This is a genomic window from Streptomyces aquilus, from assembly GCF_003955715.1.
Taxonomy (GTDB): Bacteria; Actinomycetota; Actinomycetes; order Streptomycetales; family Streptomycetaceae; genus Streptomyces; species Streptomyces aquilus.
This window is the reverse complement of the sequence record NZ_CP034463.1, coordinates 5,808,173-5,829,089: the sequence shown is the minus strand read 5'-3', so window position 1 is coordinate 5,829,089 and position 20,917 is coordinate 5,808,173. Positions and strand designations below refer to the sequence as shown.

Sequence of the window (20,917 nt, the reverse complement as noted above, 5' to 3'; positions counted from 1 at the left end):
GCGGCGGGGTGGCGGGCGAGGGTGCGGGTGAGGGCCTGCCGCAGGCTGAGACGGGCTGGCCGGCGAGGGTGAGAATCTGCCGCAGGCCAGGTCGGCTGGCGGGCGAGTGCGAGCGGGACTGCTCCTGACCGGGGCTGAGCGGGTGGTTAACCCGCACGGCCCGCCCGTATCGCCCCTTTTGTCGGCCCTGCTTAGCGTGAGGGCATGACCGCCCCGATACCCAGGGACATCCCGGACCTCCCCGCGGTCCCCGGTGTACCCGCGCTGCTGCCCTCCCCCGTCCCCGCCGCGGCGGTGGTGGCCCCCGTACGCCGCCCGCTGACCGCTACGTATCGCCTGCTGGTCGCTCTCGCGGCCACCGCGGCGGTGACGATCGACCTGCTCCTGGGCAGCCCGACGCGCGTCCTGAGCTACTTCACGATCCAGAGCGCGATTCTGCTGGCGCTGGTCTCCACGGCGTCGGCCCGCAGGGCCTGGACCGCACGCCGCCCGCTGCCGGCCGCGCTGACGGGCGCGACACTCCTCTACGTCCTGCTCACGGGCCTGGTGTACCACCTGCTGCTGGCGGACACGACGACACCGTTCTCGATGACGGACGCGGCCGAGCCGTCGGGCTGGGCGAAGATCACGAACGTGGCCCTGCACACGGCCCTGCCGATCGCGGCGACGCTGGACTGGCTGCTACTGACGGCCCCGGGCCGCATGCGCCTACGCCATGCGGCGACCTGGCTTCTGTTCCCCCTGGCCTACCTGGCCTTCTCCTTCACCCGGGGCGAACTGCTGGTCCCCGGCACGCCGGCCCGCTACCTCTACCCGTTCCTGGACGTCGACCTGCACGGCTACAAGACGGTCCTGGGCAACGCCCTCCTCCTGGGCCTCTCCTTCTACGCCCTCGCCGTCCTCCTCGTGGCCCTCGACCACATCCGCCCGAACCCCCTCCGCCACCGCGCCCACCACCGCGCGAAAACCGGATTTCGTCTCCAGCCACCAGTGGGCTAAAGTAAACGACGTCGCCGCGACAAGCAGGAACAGCAGCGACATCGGGGTGTAGCGCAGCTTGGCAGCGCGCTTCGTTCGGGACGAAGAGGTCGTGGGTTCAAATCCCGCCACCCCGACAGCTAAAACAGCAGGTGAGGCGCCTACCGGTTTCGGTAGGCGCCTCGCCTGTTTCTGCGTGAGCGACGGCGACCGGCGCACAGGCCGCCGTAGCCTTGGGCCGCAGGAATCGCATCCATCCGCCGTTAAGGACGTCCATCCAATGATCATCTTCGGCACCAAGGGATACCTCTACCAGCTCGCCATACTCACGCTGGTCTGCGGTGGCTGTGGCAATCCCGCTGCGCACACCCTCCGGAAGCGCGTCACCAAGTTCACGCTGTTCTTCGTGCCGTTGTTCCCGATCTCGACCAAGTACGCGACGCAGTGCACCTTCTGTGGCACGGAGGTGAAGATCGGGAAGGAACAGGCCGAGCAGCTTCAGGCGCAGGGGGCGGGTGCTGCCGGCCCGTACGGGCAGGGGCAGGGGCAGGGGTACGGGCCGGCTCAGCAGCCGTATCAGTCCTGAGCAATTCGGTGGTGCGGGGCCTCGCGTTTGGGTAAGTTCCCTTAAGGAACTTAGTCGATCGAGAGAGAGGCGACACCGTGTCGCAGCAGCTCACCTGGACCGCCGTCGACGACTACTTCAACGGGCTGCTCGTGGAGGAGGACTCCGCGCTCCTCGACGCCTTGCGGGACAGTGCGGCAGCCGGGTTGCCCGGGCATCAAGTCGCCGCCAACCAGGGGAAGTTGCTGAACCTGATCGCCAGGGCCCGAGGGGCGCGTTCCGTTCTGGAGATCGGCACCCTGGGTGGATACAGCACCATCTGGCTGGGGCGTGCCCTGCCCGAAGGGGGGCGGCTGGTGACCCTGGAGGCTGACGCGCGGTGTGCCGAGGTGGCTCGGGCCAATGTGGCGCGGGCCGGGCTCGCGGACGTCGTCGACCTGCGGCTCGGCAAGGCGCTGGACACGCTGCCGCTACTGGTGGAGGAGGGTGCCGGGCCCTTCGACCTCGTCTTCATCGACGCCGACAAGCCCTCCAACCCCGACTATCTGCGGTGGGCGCTGCGGCTCACCCGGCCCGGCAGTGTCATCGTCGGTGACAACGTGGTCCGGGACGGTGCCGTCACCGACCCCGACAGCGACGACCCGCGCGTCCAGGGTGTCCGGCGGTTCACCGAACTCATCGCCGCGGAGCCCCGGTTGACGGCCACGACCGTGCAGACCGTCGGCTCCAAGGGGTACGACGGCTTCACACTCGCCCTCGTCACCGGCTGACGCCCGAGTGCGGGGCGGGGTCGGGGTACGTGTGCAGGTCCAAGCCTGTTGTGCCCTCCCTCTCCCTGCCCGGCAGCAGCCGCATGTCGTGGTCGTAGTCGCCGCCCGTGAGGGTGCGGTACGGGACCGGCGGGTCGGTGAACAGGGCGTCCAGGCGGCGGGCGTACGCCTCGAGGGCGGGGGCGTAGCGGTCGGCGGGCATGCGGTCCGTGTCGTAGACCGCGAAGGGTTCCAGCGGGGTCATGCCGGTGAACCAGAACAGGCCGTGCTGGAGCGGGTGGAGGACGTCGGTGAGGCGGCCGTGGATGCCCCGGTCGGAGAACGCCGTCTCCCTCGCGCCGAGCGTCACCGAGAGCAGGGCCCGGCGGCCGGCCAGCGCGCCGGCGGTGTCGTCGTACGGCGGCGGGACCTTCGGGCCGTACGCGAAACCGCTCGTGAAGACGCGGTCGATCCAGCCCTTCAGGATCGCGGGGGCCGAGAACCACCACATCGGGAACTGGAAGACGACCGCGTCCGACCAGCGGATCTTCTCCTGTTCCGCGGCGATGTCCGGGGCCAGGCGGCCGGCCAGTGTGGCCTCCTCCGAGTCGCGCATCACGTGGAGGCGGCGGGCGGCCCCTCCTGCCGAGCCGTGGTCCGGGTAGTCGTCCGTGTCGACCGTCGGGTTCCACTTCATCGCGTACAGGTCGGAGAGTTGTACCTCGCGGCCCGCCGCGCTCAGGTGGTCGACGGCGAACTTGGCCAACGCCGCGTTCAAGGACCGGGGTTCGGGGTGGGCGCTGACGACCAGGATCTTCTTCTTCATGCCGTCACGGTCTCCCGGCGGGCGGCGCCGTAGCCAGAACCCTCCTCGACCGGTGGAACGCGAATCCTGGTATTGCGAGGACCAGGACACGCCGATACCGGGACACGTCGATACTGGGACACATGGACGGGATCTACGACAGCCGGCGCGCCCTCGGTGGGTTTCTGCGGGCCCGGCGTGGGCGGGTCGCCCCGGAGCGGGTCGGCGTGGCCGGGGGCGGGCGGCGGCGGGTGCGCGGGCTGCGGCGGGAGGAGCTGGCCCAGCTCGCCGGGATCAGCGTGGACTACTACGTCCGCCTGGAACAGGGGCGGGCCACCGCCCCGTCCGCCGAGGTGCTCGACGCCCTGTCCCGTGCGCTCGGTCTCGACGCGGCGGAGCGGCGGCACCTGGACACCCTGGCCGCCGGGCGGCCCGACCCCGTGCCGCGGCAGCGGATCGGGCCGGGGCTGCGGCGGGCGCTGGACGCGATGGACGGGCTGCCCGTCTTCGTCACCAACCACCGGCTCGACGTCGTCGCCTGGAACCGGCTGGGTGCCGTGCTGATGGGTGGTCTGGACGTGCCGGGGCGGCGCGACCTCAACAACGCCCGGTTCGTGCTTCTGGACCCTGCCGCGCGGGACCTCCATCCCGACTGGGAGGACCGGGCCGCGGAGGCGGTCGGGCAGTTGCGGGTCGCCGCCGGACGGCATCCCGACGACCCCGAACTGACCGGGCTCATCGCCGAACTCGCCGACCGCAGTCCGGAGTTCCGGCGGATCTGGGACTCCGGTGAGGTCACCATGTGCGCGGCCGGACGCAAGCGGCTGCGGCATCCCGTCGTAGGACTGCTGGAACTGGACTTCGAGACGCTGCACGTGCCGGCCGGGCCCGGGGAGTCCGGGCTGGTCCTGCATGTGTTCAGTGCGGCGGAGGGCAGTCCCGAGGCCGCCGCGCTGCAAGAACTACTGGCCTAGTCAGTTGTTCCACGTCTCGTCGTACGGGTCCGCGGGCGTCGCCACCGGGCGGGCCGACGTCACCTTCAGATACGGGATCGGGCCGTTGTTGACCGGGTCCTTGGTGCGCTCGGGCGTGTAGGTGCCGGTGGCCTCCAGCCAGGCGTCCGGTCTCAGCACCGGCGGGATCTTGCCGGTCAGGGCGATCTTCACCGGCTGGGCGTCCGCGGCACAGCAGTTGAGGGCCATGCGGACGAGGTAGGGACGGCCGGACGCGTCCAGGGCGACGAAACCGGTGACCTTGATCTCGCGGCCGCTCAGCTCACGGCCGTGGTCGTAGACCGCGCGGCCCGCGTAGTCGGCCACCCCGAGGCGCAGCGGACCGGTGGCGGGGAGGTCCTCGTAGCCGTACGCCTGCTGGAGTGCCGTACCGGAGCGCATCGCGCTGTAGGAGCCGAGGGCGGGCGGGGCGACCAGGACGAGGGCGAGGAGGGGGAGGACCAGGAGCCAGGAGACGCGGGGTTCACGGTGGTTGTGGTCGTCGTGGTCGTCGTGGCCGGCGGGGGTGGCATGGTCGTCTTGGTCGGCGTGGGCGGGGTGATTCGCGTGGTCGGTGTGGTGGGTGCTTCGGCGTTCGTACCACAGGGTTGCCAGCGCCGCCGCGATCAGGACCGCGCCGGACAGCAGGAGCAGGGGGCGTAGGCCTGCCTTGACGTAGCGCAGGTACAGGTCGGTGGAGCCCGCGTGCAGCAGGGTCGCGCCGAGCAGGAACATGACCGCCGACTGGGCGTGCCGGTTCACAGCAGCACCGCCCCCGTCAGCACCGCCACCAGGACGGCGAGGGTGAAGGTGGCCGGCGCGAAGCGGAGCGCGAAGCCGCGGCCGAAGGTGCCCGCCTGCATCGCGAACAGCTTCAGGTCGATCATCGGGCCGACCGTCAGGAACGCCAGCCGGGCCGTGAGGGAGAACTGCGACAGCGACGCCGCCACGAACGCGTCGGCCTCCGAGCAGATCGACAGCAGTACGGCGAGGACGGCGAGGGCGAGCACGGACACCACCGGGTTGCCGGCCGCCGCCCGCAGCCACTCCTGCGGTACGACCGCCTTCAGCGTCGCCGCCGCCATCGCGCCGACGACCAGGAAGCCGCCGGCGTGCATCACGTCGTGCCGCACCGAACCCCAGAACGCCGCTCCCCTGCCCCGGCCCTCGTACGAGGCACGGGCCGGGGGGCGCAGCCAGTCCGCGCGGCCGAGGCGCAGCCACAGCCAGCCCATCGCGCACGCCACCAGGAGGCCCGCGACCAGGCGGCCGAGCACCATCTCCGGGTTGCGCGGGAAGGCGACGGCCGTCGCCGTCAGCACCACCGGGTTGATCGCCGGGGCGGAGAGGAGGAAGGCGAGGGCCGCGGCCGGGGTGACGCCCCGTCGGACCAGCGCGCCCGCCACCGGCACCGACGCGCACTCGCAGCCCGGCAGCACCGCCCCCGCCACGCCCGCGACCGGCACCGCCAGCGCCGGGTTCTTCGGCAGGGCGCGGGCGAAGAAGGACGCCGGCACGAACACCGCGATCGCCGCCGACAGCAGGACGCCGAGCACGAGGAACGGCAGCGCCTGCACGGTCACCGCCACGAAGACCGTCATCCAGCTCTGCATCACCGGGCCGGCCAGCGCGCCGCGGATGGGGCCCTGGAGGAGGAGGGTCAGGAGCAGGAGCATCGTGAGCAGGAGCGGGGAGTTCAGGTGGCGGGCCTGCTCGTCGTCGCCCTTGGGCGTCCGCTGGTCGGTCTTCGCGGGTGACGTGTGCTCGGACTTCGGGGGTGGCGTCGGTTCCGCCGCCGCGGGCGGGGCTTCTTCGGTGATCGCCACGGGTGAGGTACCTCCGGTGGTGCGCGAGGGCGTGGGGTCCACGTGGATTTCCCTCCCCTTCAGTACGGGGGGCGGGAGGCGGGCGTTCAGCGCGGGCCGGTTCCTTCCGGTTCCTTTCGGTCACTCCTGATCACTTCTGGAACCACCTGTCTCGGTGAGGCAGTCTTCTCCCTCGTGGCGAGCCTTCCGAATCAGAGTCCGCAGGGTCAGCAAGGTCAGCAGAGTCGGCAGGGTGACGCGGCCGCGCACATGGTGGTGTGCGGGGACGACGGGCTCGCCCATCGGCTGGCCGCCGAGTTGCGGGGGGTGTACGGGGAGCAGGTCACGCTCGTCGTACCGGCGTCCGAGCGGACGGTACGGCCGCCCGTGGTCGGGCGGGCCCGGGCCGCGTCGGCGGCGCTGCTCGACCGGGTCGTGAACGCCGCCGCCGGGCGGACCGGCGGGAGTGAACCCGTCGGCGGGGAACGGCTGGTGGAGGCCGCGGAGGCGACGGAGGCCGTGCTCGCCGACGCGGGGGTGGAGCGGGCCGCGGCGCTGGCGCTCGTGTACGACGACGACGAGACCAACATCCGTGCGGCGCTGACCGCCCGTCGTCTCAACCCGCGGCTGCGGCTGGTACTGCGGCTCTACAACCGGCGGTTGGGGCAGCACATCGAGGAACTGCTCGATCAGGCCGCCGCGTTGGCCTCCGGCGAGGGCGGGGGCGGCGGTGACGGCGGTGGTGGTGACGGTGGTTTCGATGCCTCTACGACCGTGCTGTCCGACGCCGATACCGCCGCGCCGGCGCTCGTGGCCTCCGCGGTCGCCGGGACCAGCAAGGTCGTGCAGACGGACGGGTTGTTGCTGCGGGCGGTGGAGCGGCCGCCGGGGCAGGCGGGTGGGGCGGGGCTGGCCACGTTGGCGCTGCTGTCGGCCACCGGTAACGGTACGGCGGGGAGCGACGGCGTCGGTGCCGGTGCCGGTGGGGGCGGCCGTGGTACCGGTGGTGGCAGTGGTGGTTTCGCCGGGGAGCAAGGGCCTGAGCTGCTGCCGGACGCGGGGGCCGTGCGGGACGCGGTGGGGCGCGGGACCTTGGTGCTGGAGCAAGTGTCGTACGCGGGCCCCTCGTTGCCCTCGGGGCGGGGTGGGGTCGTGCTGCCGTTCGCCTCGTTGTTCTCGCGTCGGTTGCGGTGGTCGCTGGCCGGGCTGGTCGGGTGCGTCGGGGCTCTCGCCGTCGCGCTGTCCGTCGTGACGGATGAGCATCCGCTGTTCGCCACGTACGAGACACTTCTCGATCTCTTCGCCATCAACGATCCCGCGCTCGGGGCGCCGATCGGGCGGCAGATCCTGCAACTCCTCGCCGGGCTCGTGGGGTTGTTGCTGCTGCCGGTGCTGCTGGCCGCGGTGCTGGAGGCGCTCGGGACCTTCCGGTCCGCGTCGGCGCTGCGGAAACCTCCTCGGGGGCTGGGTGGGCACGTGGTGCTCCTCGGGCTCGGGAAGATCGGTACGCGTGTGCTCACGCGGTTGCGGGAGCTGGACATTCCTGTGGTGTGTGTCGAGTCGGGGGCCGAGGCGCGGGGGCTTGCCACGGCTCGGCGGTTGCGGGTGCCGGTGGTGCTCGGGGACGTGACGCAGGAAGGGGTGCTGGAGGCGGCGAAGATCCATCGGGCGCATGCGTTGCTGGCGGTGACCAGTTCGGACACGACGAATCTCGAGGCCGCGTTGTATGCGCGGTCCGTGCGGCCGGATCTGCGGGTGGTGTTGCGGCTGTACGACGACGACTTCGCGACGGCGGTGTACCGGACGCTGCGGGCCGCACATCCTCGGGCGTCGACTCGGAGTCGGAGCGTTTCTCATCTGGCCGCGCCCGCGTTCGCCGGGGCGATGATGGGGCGGCAGATTCTCGGGGCGATTCCGGTGGAGCGGCGGGTGTTGTTGTTCGCGGCTGTGGAGGTGGGTGGGCATCCGCAGTTGGAGGGGCGGACTGTGGGGGAGGCGTTTCGGGCGGGGGCGTGGCGGGTGCTGGCGTTGGACACGGCTGCGGGTGGGGAGGGGGCGGAGCCGGCGGCCGAAGGGGCGTATGAGGAGGGGACTGTGCCTTCGGGGTTGGTGTGGGATCTGCCGGACAACTATGTGCTGAAGGGGTCGGACCGGGTGGTGTTGGCGGCTACGCGGCGGGGGTTGGCGGAGTTGCTGGGGCGGCGGGCGCGGGACGGTGCGTTGAGCTGAGGCGGCTTGCCGGTCACCCGGCGTGGGGGCTGGGCGGGGGTGGGTCTCGCTCGCCCGCGCTTGCGGGGTGCCGCTGCGCCCACCCGTGCCGCCCCAGCGGCACGACTGCCCGCAGCTAGGTAGGCAGACAGGTTGGTGCCGCTACCCGCAGCCGCGGCAGATCAACAGCACATGCTGCCTGGGTGGGCGCCGCCCCCAGCGGCACGACTGCCCGCAGCTACGCAGGGATGCGGGTGGCGTTGCTTGGGTGGGCGCCGCCCCCAGCGGCACGACTGCCCGCAGCCAGGTAGGCAGAGGGGCAGGTGTCGCCGCCCGGGTGGGCGCCGCCCCAGCCGCACGGCTGCCCGTAGCCGTGCCGCTGGTAGCGCCCCGGTGTGGGGCTACGCAGGTGCGGTGCCGCTGCTCAAGTGGCGTTCCGCGAAGTCCAGTTCCAGTCTTACCTGCTTGATCCTCTCGTCCACCACCAGCGAACCGTGGCCCGCGTCGTAGCGGTAGACCTCGTGGGTCGCCCCCCTTGCCTCCAGGCGCTTCACGTAGTTGTCGATCTGGCGGATCGGGCAGCGGGGGTCGTTGACGCCGGCCGAGATGTAGACCGGGGCCTTGACCTGGTCGACGTAGGTGAGCGGGGACGAGGCCTCGAAGCGCTCCGGGACCTCTTCCGGGGTGCCGCCCAGGAGCGTGCGGTCCATGGCCTTCAGGGCTTCCATCTCGTCGTGGTACGCCGTGACGTAGTCGGCGACCGGGACCGCCGCGATGCCGAGGGTCCACGCGTCGGGCTGGGTGCCGAGGCCGAGAAGGGTGAGGTAGCCGCCCCACGAGCCGCCGGTGAGGATCAGGCGGGTGGGGTCGGCGAGACCGGACGTCACCGCCCATTCCCGGACCGCCGCGATGTCCTCCAGCTCGATCAGGCCGACGCGGTGCTTGAGGGCGTCCGTCCAGGCTCGGCCGTAGCCCGTCGAGCCTCGGTAGTTGACCCTGACCACCGCGTACCCGTGGTCCACCCAGGCCGCCGGGCCCGCCGCGAACGCGTCGCTGTCGTGCCAGGTCGGGCCGCCGTGGATGTCGAAGACCGTGGGCAGCGGGCCGGTCGCGCCCGCCGGCTTCTGGACCAGGGCGTGGATGCGGCCGCCGGGGCCCTCCACCCACACGTCCTCCACCGGCACCGAACCCGGCGACTTCATGCCGGGCGGGTCGAGGACCACCGCGCCGGTCGTGGAGCGGACCGTCGAGGGCTGTGCCGCCGACGACCAGAGGTACTCCACGCTGCCGTCGGGGCGGGCCGTCGCTCCGGAGACCGAGCCCGCCGGGGTGGGGATCTTCACCAGGTCGCGGGTCGTCAGGTCGTAGCGGAACAACTCGCTGCGCGCCTCGAAGCTGTGGGCGATGAGCAGGCCCGTGCCGTCCGGGTACCACTCCGCGCTGACGTCGCCCGGCAGGTCGAGGGCCAGGTCCGTCTCCTCCCCCGACGCCACGTCCCACACCAGCGGCTCCCAGCGCCCCCGGCGCTGGTGCCCGATGAGCAGGCGGCTGTCCCCGTCGACCGGCGCGAAGCCGAGCACCTCCAGGCCCAGCTCCTCGGTGCCGCCCTTGGTGTCGTCCAGTTCGGCGACCGGCGTGCCGTCGAGGCGGACCACGCGCAGCGCCGAGTGCATCGCGTCGCCGTGCTCGGTGTGTTCCAGGGCGATCAGCGTGCCGTCGTGGGAGAGGTCGCCGACGCCCGCGGACTCGCGGTGCCGGTAGATCTCCACCGGGGGTTCCGAGGGGGACTGCGGCGAGGACTCCGCCGAGGACTTCCCCGTACGGACGACGTAGATCGTCGTACCGTCCTCGTCCGTCGAGCGGCCCACCACCGCCGTGCGGCCGTCGCGGCCGAGAGCCAGGCCCGCCGGGTAGGAGGCGTCGAGGCCGGGGGCGGCCGGTTCGTCCGGGCCGCCCTCGAAGGGCTGGCGGCGCCAGACGCCGAACTCGTCGCCGTCCTTGTCGTCGAACCACCAGATCCACGCGCCGTCCGGGGTCAGCACGCCGTCCGTCGTGCCGTTCGGCCGGTCGGTGACCTGGCGCTGGGCGCCGGTGGCCCGGTCCCAGGCGTACAGCTCGTACGTCCCCGTCGCGTTCGACACGAACAGGGAGCGGTCCGGGGCGTCCTCCGCCCAGTCCGGCAGGGAGACCCGGGGCGCCCGGAAGCGCTTCTCCCACTCCGGCATCGCTTCCTGCCGTGCGCTCGCGGCACCCTGAAGGTCACTCTGTTCGTTCTGTCCGGGCGCGGCGGACCCGTTGCTCTCAGTCATGGGGCCATACTGCCCGCCCGCACAGACAATTCACGGCCGGGGTGCACAGGCTGTGGACAACTCATTGCCTGTGGACAACCTGGCCGGAGCCGTACGAGCCGCCGGCCGGGCGGGACCACCGCAACGAGCGGTACCGAGCCCACCGACCCCGCGGGCCGACGCTTCCGGGCTGCCCCGTACCGTTGAGGTGTGTACCGGTTTCTGCTGACGCCCCGTTGGTGGGGGATCAACGTCTTCGTGCTGCTCGCCATCCCCTTCTGCGTGTTCATGGGGTCCTGGCAGCTGAGCCGCTTCGAGGAGCGGATGCAGGACCACGACCGGGCGACCACGCAGGCCGCGGCCAATGAGCGGGAGGCCGCCGCGCCGCTGGCGGAGCTGCTGCCGGTGGACCAGGAGACGTCCGGTCGGCAGGCCACGGTGAGCGGGCGGTACGGCAAGCAGCTGCTGGTGCCGGGGCGGGAGCTGGACGACAAGCGCGGGTTCTACGTGCTGACGCTGCTGCGCACCGACGGGGGCAAGGCGCTGCCCGTGGTGCGCGGCTGGCTGCCGGGGGACGCCGACCCGGCGAAGGCGCCGGCCGCGCCGAAGGGCGAGGTCACCGTCACGGGCGCCTTGCAGGCGTCCGAGCAGCCCGGTGAGAACGGGGTCAGTGCGCGGGGCGGGCTGCCCGCGGGGCAGACCTCGGCGATCAGCGCGGCCTCGCTGGTGAACCTGGTGTCGTACGACCTGTACGACGCCTGGGTCACCCTGGACAAGGCCGATGCCGGGATGAAGACGGTACCCGCGAGCGCGCCGGCCGACAGCGGGCTGAACCTGAAGGCGTTCCAGAACCTCGGCTACACCGGCGAGTGGTTCGTGTTCGCCGGGTTCGTGGTCTTCATGTGGTTCCGGTTGCTGCGCCGCGAGGTGGAGTTCGCCCGGGACGCGGAGCTGGGTCTCCTCCCGGACGAGACCGCGCCGGCCGCTCAGGAGGCGGCCAGCACGCCCGTCCAGTAGACGGTTCCCGCGCACGCGTTGTTCACCGTCGTCGTGGCGGCCGCCACTCCGCCCTCGGCGGAGTTGGTGATGGTGACGCTGCCGTCCGCCGTGCCGCCGTCCTCCCTGACGAGCTGGGTGGTGACGCCGGTGTCGCCGCCGGTGGAGGTGCCCTCCGTGGTGGTGCCGGTCTCGCTCGGGGACGGGTCCGGAGTCGGGTCCGGGGTCGGGTCCGGGTCGCCGCCCTGGACGGGGCAGGTCTCGCTGGGGACCCAGGCGAACTTCACGTCGTAGGAGGCGCCGGGCTGGAGGACCAGGGAGGCGAGTTCCGTGGACGGGTCCGGGAGGGAGGCCGCGGCGTCACCGGCGGTGTGCCGGAGCTGGCCGACCTTGGAGTAGTCCGCCGCTCCCGCCACCGCGAGGGTGATCGAGCCGGGGCCCGCGATCGTGCAGGCGGCCGTGGCGGTGTTGGTGTAGCGGAAGGTGCCGTAGACCGCGCCGGAGGCGTCGGGGGCGCCGGAGTTGGCCGTCGCCGAGCCGAGGTCCGTGGCCGTACAGGCGGGGACGCCGACGGTGCTGGCCGCGGACGGGTCGCCGGCGCCGGCGCTGCCGCCGCCGGTGGAGGAGCCCTTGCTGTCCTTGTCGCCCTTGTCCTTGCCCTCGACCTTGCCGGAGCCGCCCCCGGAGGTGGACTCGCCGCCGTCGGGATTCTTGCCCTGGCTCGCGCCGCCCTGGGTCTGCGAGGAGTGGCCGGCGTTCAGGGGGTCGGCGTCGGAGCCGGTGGCGCCGGAGACGTGCAGCAGGGCGGGGACGGCGGTGCCGATGAAGAGCGCCGCGGCGGCCATGCCCACGAGGGCCTGCCGCTTGCGGGCCCGGCGGGCGGGCACCGCCTGCCGCAGATGGTCGAGTGTGCCGTCGCGCGGTTCGATCTCCTGGACCGCCTGGTGCAGCATGCGGCGCAGTGCCAGCTCGTCCGAGTCGAACCCTTCGCCGGGGCTCTGGTCGTCGAGGCCGTGGTTCACAGTTCCGTTCCCAGCGTGTGATTGCTTCGGGGTGTCCTGTCCGCCCCCGCCCGGCTCGTGCCAGTCGAAGGGACGGTGCAGGTGGCGCCGCCCGTCCCGGCCTTCGTGGTCCCCGCTCATGCCGGTGCCTCCATGGCGACGCGCAGCGCGGCGATGCCGCGGGAGCCGTACGCCTTCACCGAGCCCAGGGAGATGCCGAGGGTCTCGGCGACCTGTGCCTCGGTCATGTCCGCGAAGTAGCGCAGGACGAGGACCTCGCGCTGGCGGCGCTGGAGTCCCTTCATCGCCTTGATGAGGGAGTCGCGCTCCAGCTGGTCGTACGCCCCCTCCTCGGCGCTCGCCATGTCCGGCATCGGCTTGGACAGCAGCTTCAGTCCGAGGATGCGGCGGCGCAGGGCCGAGCGGGAGAGGTTGACGACCGTCTGGCGCAGGTACGCGAGCGTCTTGTCGCGGTCGCGGACGCGTTTGCGCGCGGAGTGGACGCGGATGAAGGCCTCCTGGACGACGTCCTCGCAGGAGGCGGTGTCGTCGAGGAGGAGGGCGGCGAGACGCAGCAGGGAGCTGTAGTGCGCCCGGTACGTCTCGGTGAGGTGGTCGACGGTCGTGCCGGCCGCCGTGGCGTCCTCGGCGCCGTCGCGCTGGTTCGGAATGCGGGCGGGCCGCGCTGCGGGCATGGGCGCGATCACCGGCATGCCGCCGGGCGTGCCGGGCATGCGGGGTCGTAGGGCTGCGGGGCGGGGCCGAAGGGCCGTACCGCCACGTGCCGCGCTGAAGTCGAGTACCTCTGCCACGCCAGTTGGACACGGCTACCCCCGTAAGGGTTGTACGTGCCGGGCGTCACTTTTGTGTCGGACCGCGCCATGTCACGCGAGACAGCCCCCCGTCTTGTGTCAGGCAGCACTACTGACCGTGCGTCAAGCGCCCTCATGCCTACCCGCTCTTCCCCTATGTCCAGAATGATTCGGGGCGTCCCCACGCCCCTTGCAGCATCCCCGCACCCCCGAGAGGGCGTACGCCCTTCGAAGGGCGTTCGCAAAGACGCTCCCCGCCCTTCACGCGGTTGCGGAGAGCGGGGAGGAAAATCTTCGGACGACAACGACGTCCGCAGCAAGTGGTCCGGACCATCGACCGGCTCACACTTGGTTCACAGATCTTACAAACCGGTCGCGCTCAGCCGCCCGTGAATTCGGCCGCGACCAGCTCGGCGATCTGCGCGGTGTTGAGCGCCGCGCCCTTGCGGAGGTTGTCGCCGCACACGAAGAGTTCGAGGGCGGTCGGGTCGTCGAGCGCCCGGCGCACCCGCCCCACCCAGGTGGGATCGGTGCCGACGACGTCGGCGGGCGTCGGGAACTCCCCGGCCGCCGGGTTGTCGAACAGTACGACGCCCGGGGCGGTGGCGAGGATCTCCCGCGCCTTGGCGACGGTGACCTCGCCCTCGAAGCGGGCGTGGACGGTCAGCGAGTGCGTGGTGACCACCGGGACCCGCACACAGGTGACGGCGACGGGCAGTTCGGGCAGGCCGAGGATCTTGCGGGACTCGTCCCGCACCTTCATCTCCTCCGACGACCAGCCGTCCTCGCGCAGCGACCCGGCCCACGGCACGACGTTCAGCGCGACCGGCTCCGGGAACGGCCCGGTGTTGTCGCCCACGGCCCGGCGTACGTCCCCGGGGTGCGTCCCCAGTTCCGTACCGGCGACCAGGGCGAGCTGCTGCCGCAGTGTCTCCACGCCGGCCCGCCCGGCCCCGCTCACCGCCTGGTACGACGACACCACCAGCTCACGCAGCCCGAACTCAGCGTGCAGCGCGCCCAGGGCGACGATCATCGACAGGGTCGTGCAGTTCGGGTTGGCGATGATGCCGCGCGGCCGCACCCGGGCGGCGTGCGGATTGACCTCGGGGACGACGAGGGGCACTTCCGGGTCCATCCGGAAGGCGCCCGAGTTGTCCACGACGATCGCCCCGCGCGCCGCGGCGATCGGCGCCCACTGCGCGGAGACCTCGTCGGGTACGTCGAACATGGCGACGTCGACCCCGTCGAAGGCCTCCTCGGTGAGGGCCACGACCTCGACCTCCGCGCCGCGCACGGCCAGCTTGCGGCCGGCCGAGCGCGGGGAGGCGATCAGGCGGATCTCGCCCCAGATGTCCGCGTGCTGGGACAGGATCTGGAGCATGACCGTGCCGACGGCTCCGGTCGCTCCCACGACCGCGAGCGTCGGTGGGCTGGTCATCGCCCGGTGCCTCCGTAGACGACGGCCTCGTCACTGTCGGAGTCGAGCCCGAAGGCGGTGTGGACGGCGCGGACGGCCTCGTTGACGTCGTCGGCGCGGGTGACGACCGAGATGCGGATCTCGGAGGTCGAGATCAGCTCGATGTTCACGCCCGCCTCGGACAGCGCCTCGAAGAAGGTCGCGGTCACGCCCGGGTTGGTCTTCATGCCGGCGCCGACGAGGGAGATCTTGCCGATCTGGTCGTCGTAGCGCAGCGACTCGAAGCCGATGCCCTCCTTGTGCTTCTCCAGGGCGTCGATGGCCTTGCGGCCCTCGGCCTTGGGGAGGGTGAAGGAGATGTCCGTCAGACCGGTGGAGGCGGCGGACACGTTCTGCACGATCATGTCGATGTTGATCTCGGCGTCGGAGATCGCCCGGAAGATCGTCGCGGCCTCGCCCGGCTTGTCCGGCACGCCGACGACCGTCACCTTGGCCTCGGAGGTGTCGTGCGCGACACCGGAGATGATGGCCTGCTCCACCGGCTTGTCTCCCTGCTTGATGGGCTCACTGCTGACCCACGTGCCCTGCAACCCGCTGAAGCTGGACCGGACGTGGATCGGGATGTTGTAGCGGCGGGCGTACTCCACACAGCGGTGGAGCAGCACCTTGGAACCGGAGGCCGCGAGCTCCAGCATGTCCTCGAAGGAGATCCAGTCGATCTTCTTCGCCTTCTTCACCACGCGCGGGTCGGCGGTGAACACGCCGTCCACGTCGGTGTAGATCTCGCACACCTCGGCGTCGAGGGCGGCGGCCAGCGCCACGGCCGTGGTGTCGGAACCGCCGCGGCCGAGCGTGGTGATGTCCTTCTTGTCCTGGCTGACGCCCTGGAAGCCCGCGACGATGGCGATGTTGCCCTTGTCGAGGGACTCCCGGATGCGGCCCGGCGTGACGTCGATGATCCGCGCTTTGTTGTGGACCGAGTCGGTGATGACACCCGCCTGGCTGCCGGTGAACGACTGGGCCTCGTGGCCCAGGTTTTTGATCGCCATGGCCAGCAGGGCCATGGAGATACGCTCTCCGGCGGTCAGCAGCATGTCGAACTCACGCCCGGCAGGCATCGGGGATACCTGCTCGGCGAGATCGATCAGCTCGTCCGTCGTGTCGCCCATCGCGGAAACGACGACGACCACCTGGTGGCCGTTCTTCTTCGCTTCCACGATCCGCTTGGCGACGCGCTTGATGCCCTCGGCATCGGCTACGGAGGAGCCTCCGTACTTCTGCACGACAAGGCCCACGTGCGCTCCTCGCTCAGTCAGTCACTATCCGCACATACGCATATGTACTGCGGTCGGCTCAGTCTAACGAGCGTCCGAAATCGACCTTCGTGATGCCACATGGTGAGACCCGGACGCCCAGCACGACCCTGCCCACCCGGACGATGAACACTCGGCAAAGTGGTCCAGGTCACCCGCCACCGGCCGTCTTTAAACTTCAAGCACTAGGGTTCGCCTGTGCGCGTACTGCTGGTGGAAGACGATGAGCCGGTCGCCGAGTCGCTCCGGCGCGGACTGCTGCGTTACGGCTTCGAGGTGGCTTGGGTCACCACGGGCGGGGCGGCCCTGGGGCACGCGGAGCCCTACGACGTCGTACTCCTCGATCTCGGTCTGCCCGACACCGACGGCCTCGACGTGTGCAAGGCGCTGCGCGAGCGCGGGAACGTGCCGATCATCGTGATCAGCGCGCGCAGCGACGAGACGGACCGGGTGGTCGGCCTGGAGCTCGGCGCGGACGACTACGTCTCGAAGCCGTTCGGGGTGCGGGAGGTCATCGCGCGGATAAGGGCGGTGATGCGCCGCGCCCAGCCGCGCACCGAGGTCGCGGCGGCCGGTCCCGACCGCTACGGCAGCCGCCTCACCATCGACCGCAAGGCGGCCCGGGTCCGCTTGGACGGCGCGGAGGTGGCCCTCGCCCCCAAGGAGTACGACCTGCTGGCCTTCCTCACCGAGGAGCCCGGCGCGCTGATGTCGCGCGAGCAGATCATGGAAGCGGTCTGGGACGCGAACTGGTTCGGCCCGACCAAGACCCTCGACGTCCATGTGGCGGCCCTGCGGCGGAAGCTGGCGGGCGCCGTCACCATCGAGGCGGTACGGGGCGTCGGCTTCCGGCTGGAGATCGCAGGGGACGCGTCGCCCTCATGAACCGGCAGCTCATCCAGAGTTACATCCTGCTCGTCGCGGTGGCGATCCTGCTGTTCACGGTGCCGGTGGCGTTCACGCTCACGGATCAGCTCCGGGACGACACCGAGCAGTCCCTCCTGCGCGAGGCGAACACCATGGCGGTGCTGCTGGGCAACGGCACCAGTTCCTCGTGCCAGGCCCTGCACGACGTCGCCAGAGCGTACGGCGACGTCCAGGCGACGCCCACGGCCGCCTGTGACCCGAAGCTGAGGACTCCCGTCGCGGACGCGGCGCTGACCCGGGCCGTGCGGGACGGCAAGCCGACCACCGACTGGGGTTCCGACTTCGTCTGGGGCAGCCATCTGACGGTCACCGTCCCCGTCGAGGGCGAGAAGGCCGCCGTACGGATCGTTTTCTCGACCTCGGACATGACCAGGCGGCTCTGGAGCATCTGGGGCTTCCGGGCCGGGCTCGCCGTGCTGGTCATCGCGGCCGCCGCCGCGATCGGCGCGTACGCCGCCCGCCGGATCACCGCCCCGCTCCGCGAACTCAACGCCATGGCCAGCAAGTTCAGCGACGGCGACCTGACCGCGCGCTCGCCGGTGACGGGCCCGCCGGAGACCCAGACGCTGGCCCGCACCCTGAACCAGGGCGCGGAACGCCTGGACACCCTGGTCGCCTCCCAGCGCATCTTCGTGGCGGACGCCTCCCATCAACTCCGCACGCCCCTGACGGCGTTGCGGCTGTCCCTGGACAACATCGCGGACGGCGTGGACGACGAGTTCGTACGGGAGGACGTGGAGCAGGCGACGGCCGAGGTGGTCCGGATGAGCCGCCTGGTGAACGGGCTGCTGGTGCTGGCGCGGGCGGAGGCGAAGGTGTCGGCCGCGGAGCCGTTGTCGCTCGGGGACATCGTCGCCGAACGCCTCGACGTGTGGAGGCCGGCCGCCGACGAGCGCGGAGTCACCATCGCGCTGGGGGGGAGTACCGCCGACGGCCGGCTGCTGGTGCTGGCCAGCCCCGGTCATCTGGACCAGGTGCTGGACAACGTGCTCTCGAATGCCCTGGAGGTGTCGCCGGACGGCGCCACGATCACGGTCGCCCACGAGGCGCGGGGCGACGAGATCCTGCTGACCGTGCGGGACCAGGGGCCGGGCATGTCCGACGCGGAGAAGTCCCGCGCCTTCGACCGCTTCTGGCGCGGCCAGGGTCTGACCGGGCGCTCCGGGTCGGGACTCGGCCTCGCCGTCGTCAAACAACTGGTGACCGACGACGGCGGGACCGTGACACTGGCGGATGCGCCAGGGGGTGGGCTGGTGGTGCGGATCAGCCTTCGGGCATCGCCGAAGAGTGGTGGTTGACGATCTTCCACTTGCCGTCGCGCTTCTCGTACTCGTAGGTGTAGCGGGCCTTGACGACGCGCTTGGCGCCGGTGTCGGGGTCGGTGAGCGTGAACTCGTACACGCCCGCGTCGAGGGCGGAGTTGGCGTCGAGGACGTTGATGTGCGTCTCGATCTTCTTGCCGACCGGCTTGTTCTTGAGGAAGTGCTCGAAGTAGTCGACGATGCCGGCGTGGTCGGTGCGGACCTTGTTGGAGACGGTCGGCAGCAGCACCGCGTCCTTGGCGTACCGGTCGGCGACGGTCTCGGCGTCGCGGGTTCGCAGGGCGGCGTTCCAGCCGTCGAAGAGGGCGGCGATCTCGGCCTTGGCGGGCTTCTTGGCGTGCTGCTGCTTCTCCGGCCCGGCGACACCGACCCCGGCGGCGAAGGTGCCGACGGCGACGAGGGCACCGGCGGTGACGACGGCTACACGCTTGGTTATCGGGCGAGGGGTCATCTCATCTCCAGTGCGGGCGAGGGGGGTTGGCTCCCGGTGCGGTTTTCGGTGCTCCGCTTCGGAAGTGACTCCAGGTTCGCGTGGCGCTGGTTAGGGGTGGTGCAGGTGAGATGCAGGGGAGAGCCAGGAAGGGGACAAGGTACGGAGGGTGATCAGCCGGTCGCTTCCGGTGGGGAGGCCAGACGGGCGTAGTGCGCTCGGAGCTCTTCGAGATGCGGGGTCTCGCCCAGCAGTCGTTCCCAGTCGGCGATGAGCTGGGCGAGCAGCTCGCGGGCGCGGTCGGAGGCGCCGACCGTACCCCACAGGAACGTGGCGAACGCCCGGCGGGTGTTGAGGGCGGCCCGGCTGGTCTCACCGTAGAGACGCTCCCTGCGCGCGATGCACCGCTCGAAGAGAACCGTGGCCTCCTCGATGTCCCCGGCGGCCGCGCGGACCCAGATGAGCTCCCAGTGGACATGGTCGTAGAACCTGTTGTCCTCGCCCTGGGCCGCCTCGACCCTGGCCAGCCATGTCTCGATCGCGTGGGCGGCTTCGGCCGCGTGGGCGCCGTCGTCCTCCTCGACGCTGTACCGCAGCGCCTTGGCCCACGCCGACCACACCCCGAGAGCGACCTCGTGTTCGCTCCCCAGGACCCGTTCGGCTCGCGTCGCGTTCCTCTTCGCCAGCTTCAGCGCCTCCTGCAACTGTCCCGCGTCCAGGAGAACTTCGGCCAGGTCCGCCCGGATCTCGAACGTCCCCGGGTTTCGCGCGCCGAACACCCGCGCGTGGTCGGCCAGATCCCGCTCCAGCAACTCGATCGCGCGGGCGTGATCACCGGCGTACCCATAGCCTTCGGCACGGTTCCGGCGAAACGAGAAGGTGAACTCGGCACGGGGCCCGAACGCGCGCTCCGCCGCCGCCACCGCCCGCTCGTGCAGTTCCGTCCTGCGGCTGTGCCCGTACTCCTGGGAGGACTTGAGCCCGCCCAGGTTGAACAGCCAGGCTTCGTGCTCGCCGTCGCTCTCCGGATCGGTGTGACCGGCGAGCGCCTCCAGATGCGTGAGCCACCGCACGTCCGCGTCGATGCCGCGGAACCTGTCGGCGTTGCTCAGCAGCACGAGGGCGGCGTCATGCCCCGCCCCGCCCTCCGCCCGCGCCACCGCCTGCACCAGCCGATGCACCGAGATCGTGTCGTCCTCATGCACCTTGACCAGACTGTGCGCGGCCAGCCGCCGCACGGCCTCCGTGACCTCCACCGGCGTCCCCATCGCCTCCAGATAGGCCCGCGGAATCCCCTCCGACGCCCACCACCCCACCACCCCCAGAATCCGCCCCGCCAACGGCGTATCGGCCAGCCGGTCCAAGGAGACCCGCCACACCCGCGCCACCGTACGGTCCTGATCGGTCCCCTCCGCCGACTGCGCGAACACCTCCTCGGGATAGGCGCCCAGCAGCTCCAGATACCGCCCCGCCGAGATCCCCGCCTCCGCGCAGTAGGCGGCTGCCTGCTCGACGGCCAGCGGCAGATACCCCAACTCCCGGCACAGTACGTCGACTTCCTCCCCCGGCCCGTCGATCCGCGCGAACAGCTCGGCCGCCTCCGCAGGTGACAGCACGTCCAGCGCCAGGGGCCGCGCCATCTTGTGCCACCCACTGGCCCGCCGCGTCGTGACCAGGAACCGCCCGCCCGTGGCCCGCCCCAACAGCCCCCGTACATCCGCCGGATCGGCCACGTTGTCCAGCACCAGCAGCCACCCCTCGTGCCGCGCCAGCCACTGCACCGCCCGCTCCCGCAACGCCTCCCGGGAGAGCACGTCCCGCAGCGCCGGCTGCAAGGCGACCGCCAACTCCGCGAGCCCCGTGTCCAGATCGGCCGCCGTCTCCGCGGTGATCCACCAGACCGGGTTGTACGACCCCACGCGCCCCGCCGCCCAGTGCGCCGCCAGCGTCGACTTGCCGATGCCGCCGAGCCCGTGGACGGCCTGGACGACGACCCCGTTCGCCTCCCTGAACGCCTCGTCGAGAAGCGCCAGTTCCCGCGCGCGGCCCACGAACAGCGACGTCCGGTCCGGCAGGTTCACCAGCCCCTCGGGCGCCGTGGCCGGCAGCGCGAACGCCTCCGCCGGAAGGTTCACCGACTTCTCGGCGTACAGCGCGACCGAGCCGTCCCCGGTCAGCGCCTGCCGTACTCCCTGCCCGGCCGCGATGGACCGCCGACCCACCGCCTCGGCCCCCGACTCCCCCGTCATACGGTCATCATGGCGCCCGCGAGCACGCAGACGCACCACGTTCCGGGCGAAGGAGACCGA

At 71.5% G+C, this 20,917-nt stretch carries 18 protein-coding genes and 1 tRNA gene; 9 read left to right on the top strand and 10 right to left on the bottom strand.

The features are described 5' to 3' along the window. Positions 1–204 precede the first annotated feature (204 nt). From EJC51_RS26770 to EJC51_RS26755, 4 genes are all read left to right on the top strand, one after another. Positions 205–999: a Pr6Pr family membrane protein gene (locus tag EJC51_RS26770; protein ID WP_126273421.1), complete on the top strand. Its 795-nt coding sequence runs from the start codon at positions 205–207 to the stop codon at positions 997–999. 42 nt (positions 1,000–1,041) lie between these two features. Then, positions 1,042–1,115: transfer RNA gene (locus EJC51_RS26765), tRNA-Pro, on the top strand. A gap of 143 nt (positions 1,116–1,258) precedes the next feature. Then, the gene (locus EJC51_RS26760; protein WP_126273420.1) at positions 1,259–1,564 is read left to right on the top strand and encodes a zinc-ribbon domain-containing protein; all 306 of its coding nucleotides are present in this window, start codon (positions 1,259–1,261) and stop codon (positions 1,562–1,564) included. 77 nt (positions 1,565–1,641) lie between these two features. Next, the gene (locus EJC51_RS26755; RefSeq protein WP_126273419.1) at positions 1,642–2,313 is read left to right on the top strand and encodes an O-methyltransferase; all 672 of its coding nucleotides are present in this window, start codon (positions 1,642–1,644) and stop codon (positions 2,311–2,313) included. Here the strand turns inward: EJC51_RS26755 and EJC51_RS26750 are convergent. Next, positions 2,303–3,118 carry an NAD(P)H-dependent oxidoreductase gene (locus EJC51_RS26750; RefSeq protein WP_126273418.1) on the bottom strand — a complete coding sequence of 272 codons (816 nt, stop codon included), beginning with the start codon at positions 3,116–3,118 and terminating at the stop codon, positions 2,303–2,305. The genes EJC51_RS26755 and EJC51_RS26750 overlap by 11 nt on opposite strands. Positions 3,119–3,240: 122 nt before the next feature. Here EJC51_RS26750 and EJC51_RS26745 point away from each other — a divergent pair, with 122 nt between their 5' ends. Next, positions 3,241–4,071, top strand: a complete 831-nt coding sequence (locus tag EJC51_RS26745; RefSeq protein WP_126273417.1) for a helix-turn-helix domain-containing protein — start codon at positions 3,241–3,243, stop codon at positions 4,069–4,071. On the opposite strand, the gene EJC51_RS26740 is transcribed toward EJC51_RS26745, so the two are convergent. Continuing rightward, positions 4,072–4,851, bottom strand: coding sequence for a TIGR03943 family putative permease subunit (locus tag EJC51_RS26740; protein ID WP_126273416.1), 780 nt, complete (start codon positions 4,849–4,851; stop codon positions 4,072–4,074). Continuing rightward, on the bottom strand, positions 4,848–5,915 hold the full coding sequence (locus EJC51_RS26735; RefSeq protein WP_244362863.1) for a permease: 1,068 nt from the start codon (positions 5,913–5,915) through the stop codon (positions 4,848–4,850). The genes EJC51_RS26740 and EJC51_RS26735 overlap by 4 nt, the downstream gene beginning before the upstream one ends. 249 nt (positions 5,916–6,164) lie before the next feature. Between EJC51_RS26735 and EJC51_RS26730 the strand changes: the two genes are divergently transcribed. After that, positions 6,165–8,123, top strand: coding sequence for an NAD-binding protein (locus tag EJC51_RS26730; protein ID WP_126273415.1), 1,959 nt, complete (start codon positions 6,165–6,167; stop codon positions 8,121–8,123). A gap of 380 nt (positions 8,124–8,503) precedes the next feature. On the opposite strand, the gene EJC51_RS26720 is transcribed toward EJC51_RS26730, so the two are convergent. After that, complete coding sequence (locus tag EJC51_RS26720; RefSeq protein WP_126273413.1) at positions 8,504–10,411, bottom strand: S9 family peptidase; 1,908 nt, start codon at positions 10,409–10,411, stop codon at positions 8,504–8,506. Between the two features lie 189 nt (positions 10,412–10,600). Here EJC51_RS26720 and EJC51_RS26715 point away from each other — a divergent pair, with 189 nt between their 5' ends. Continuing rightward, a complete protein-coding gene (locus EJC51_RS26715) occupies positions 10,601–11,407 on the top strand; it encodes an SURF1 family protein (protein ID WP_126273412.1) in 807 nt (268 codons plus the stop codon). On the opposite strand, the gene EJC51_RS26710 is transcribed toward EJC51_RS26715, so the two are convergent. From EJC51_RS26710 to EJC51_RS26695, 4 genes are all read right to left on the bottom strand, one after another. Further along, positions 11,377–12,528 carry a hypothetical protein gene (locus EJC51_RS26710; RefSeq protein WP_244362862.1) on the bottom strand — a complete coding sequence of 384 codons (1,152 nt, stop codon included), beginning with the start codon at positions 12,526–12,528 and terminating at the stop codon, positions 11,377–11,379. The two genes, EJC51_RS26715 and EJC51_RS26710, sit on opposite strands and share 31 nt — an antisense overlap. Continuing rightward, positions 12,525–13,100, bottom strand: coding sequence for a SigE family RNA polymerase sigma factor (locus EJC51_RS26705; protein WP_097274376.1), 576 nt, complete (start codon positions 13,098–13,100; stop codon positions 12,525–12,527). Before EJC51_RS26705 ends, EJC51_RS26710 begins: the two co-directional genes overlap by 4 nt. A 478-nt stretch (positions 13,101–13,578) precedes the next feature. Further along, positions 13,579–14,637, bottom strand: a complete 1,059-nt coding sequence (locus EJC51_RS26700; RefSeq protein ID WP_126273411.1) for an aspartate-semialdehyde dehydrogenase — start codon at positions 14,635–14,637, stop codon at positions 13,579–13,581. Next, complete coding sequence (locus tag EJC51_RS26695) at positions 14,634–15,911, bottom strand: aspartate kinase (RefSeq protein ID WP_059194087.1); 1,278 nt, start codon at positions 15,909–15,911, stop codon at positions 14,634–14,636. The genes EJC51_RS26700 and EJC51_RS26695 overlap by 4 nt, the downstream gene beginning before the upstream one ends. A gap of 216 nt (positions 15,912–16,127) precedes the next feature. Here EJC51_RS26695 and EJC51_RS26690 point away from each other — a divergent pair, with 216 nt between their 5' ends. Both EJC51_RS26690 and EJC51_RS26685 read left to right on the top strand, forming a co-directional pair. Beyond that, complete coding sequence (locus EJC51_RS26690) at positions 16,128–16,814, top strand: response regulator transcription factor (protein WP_126273410.1); 687 nt, start codon at positions 16,128–16,130, stop codon at positions 16,812–16,814. Then, positions 16,811–18,154, top strand: a complete 1,344-nt coding sequence (locus EJC51_RS26685) for a sensor histidine kinase (protein WP_126273409.1) — start codon at positions 16,811–16,813, stop codon at positions 18,152–18,154. The genes EJC51_RS26690 and EJC51_RS26685 overlap by 4 nt, the downstream gene beginning before the upstream one ends. Here the strand turns inward: EJC51_RS26685 and EJC51_RS26680 are convergent. Both EJC51_RS26680 and EJC51_RS49225 read right to left on the bottom strand, forming a co-directional pair. Beyond that, positions 18,120–18,629 (bottom strand): SgcJ/EcaC family oxidoreductase, encoded by a 510-nt coding sequence (locus tag EJC51_RS26680; RefSeq protein WP_126273408.1) that lies wholly within the window; start codon positions 18,627–18,629, stop codon positions 18,120–18,122. The two genes, EJC51_RS26685 and EJC51_RS26680, sit on opposite strands and share 35 nt — an antisense overlap. A gap of 152 nt (positions 18,630–18,781) precedes the next feature. Next, positions 18,782–20,857, bottom strand: coding sequence for a tetratricopeptide repeat protein (locus EJC51_RS49225; RefSeq protein ID WP_126273407.1), 2,076 nt, complete (start codon positions 20,855–20,857; stop codon positions 18,782–18,784). Positions 20,858–20,917 lie beyond the last annotated feature (60 nt).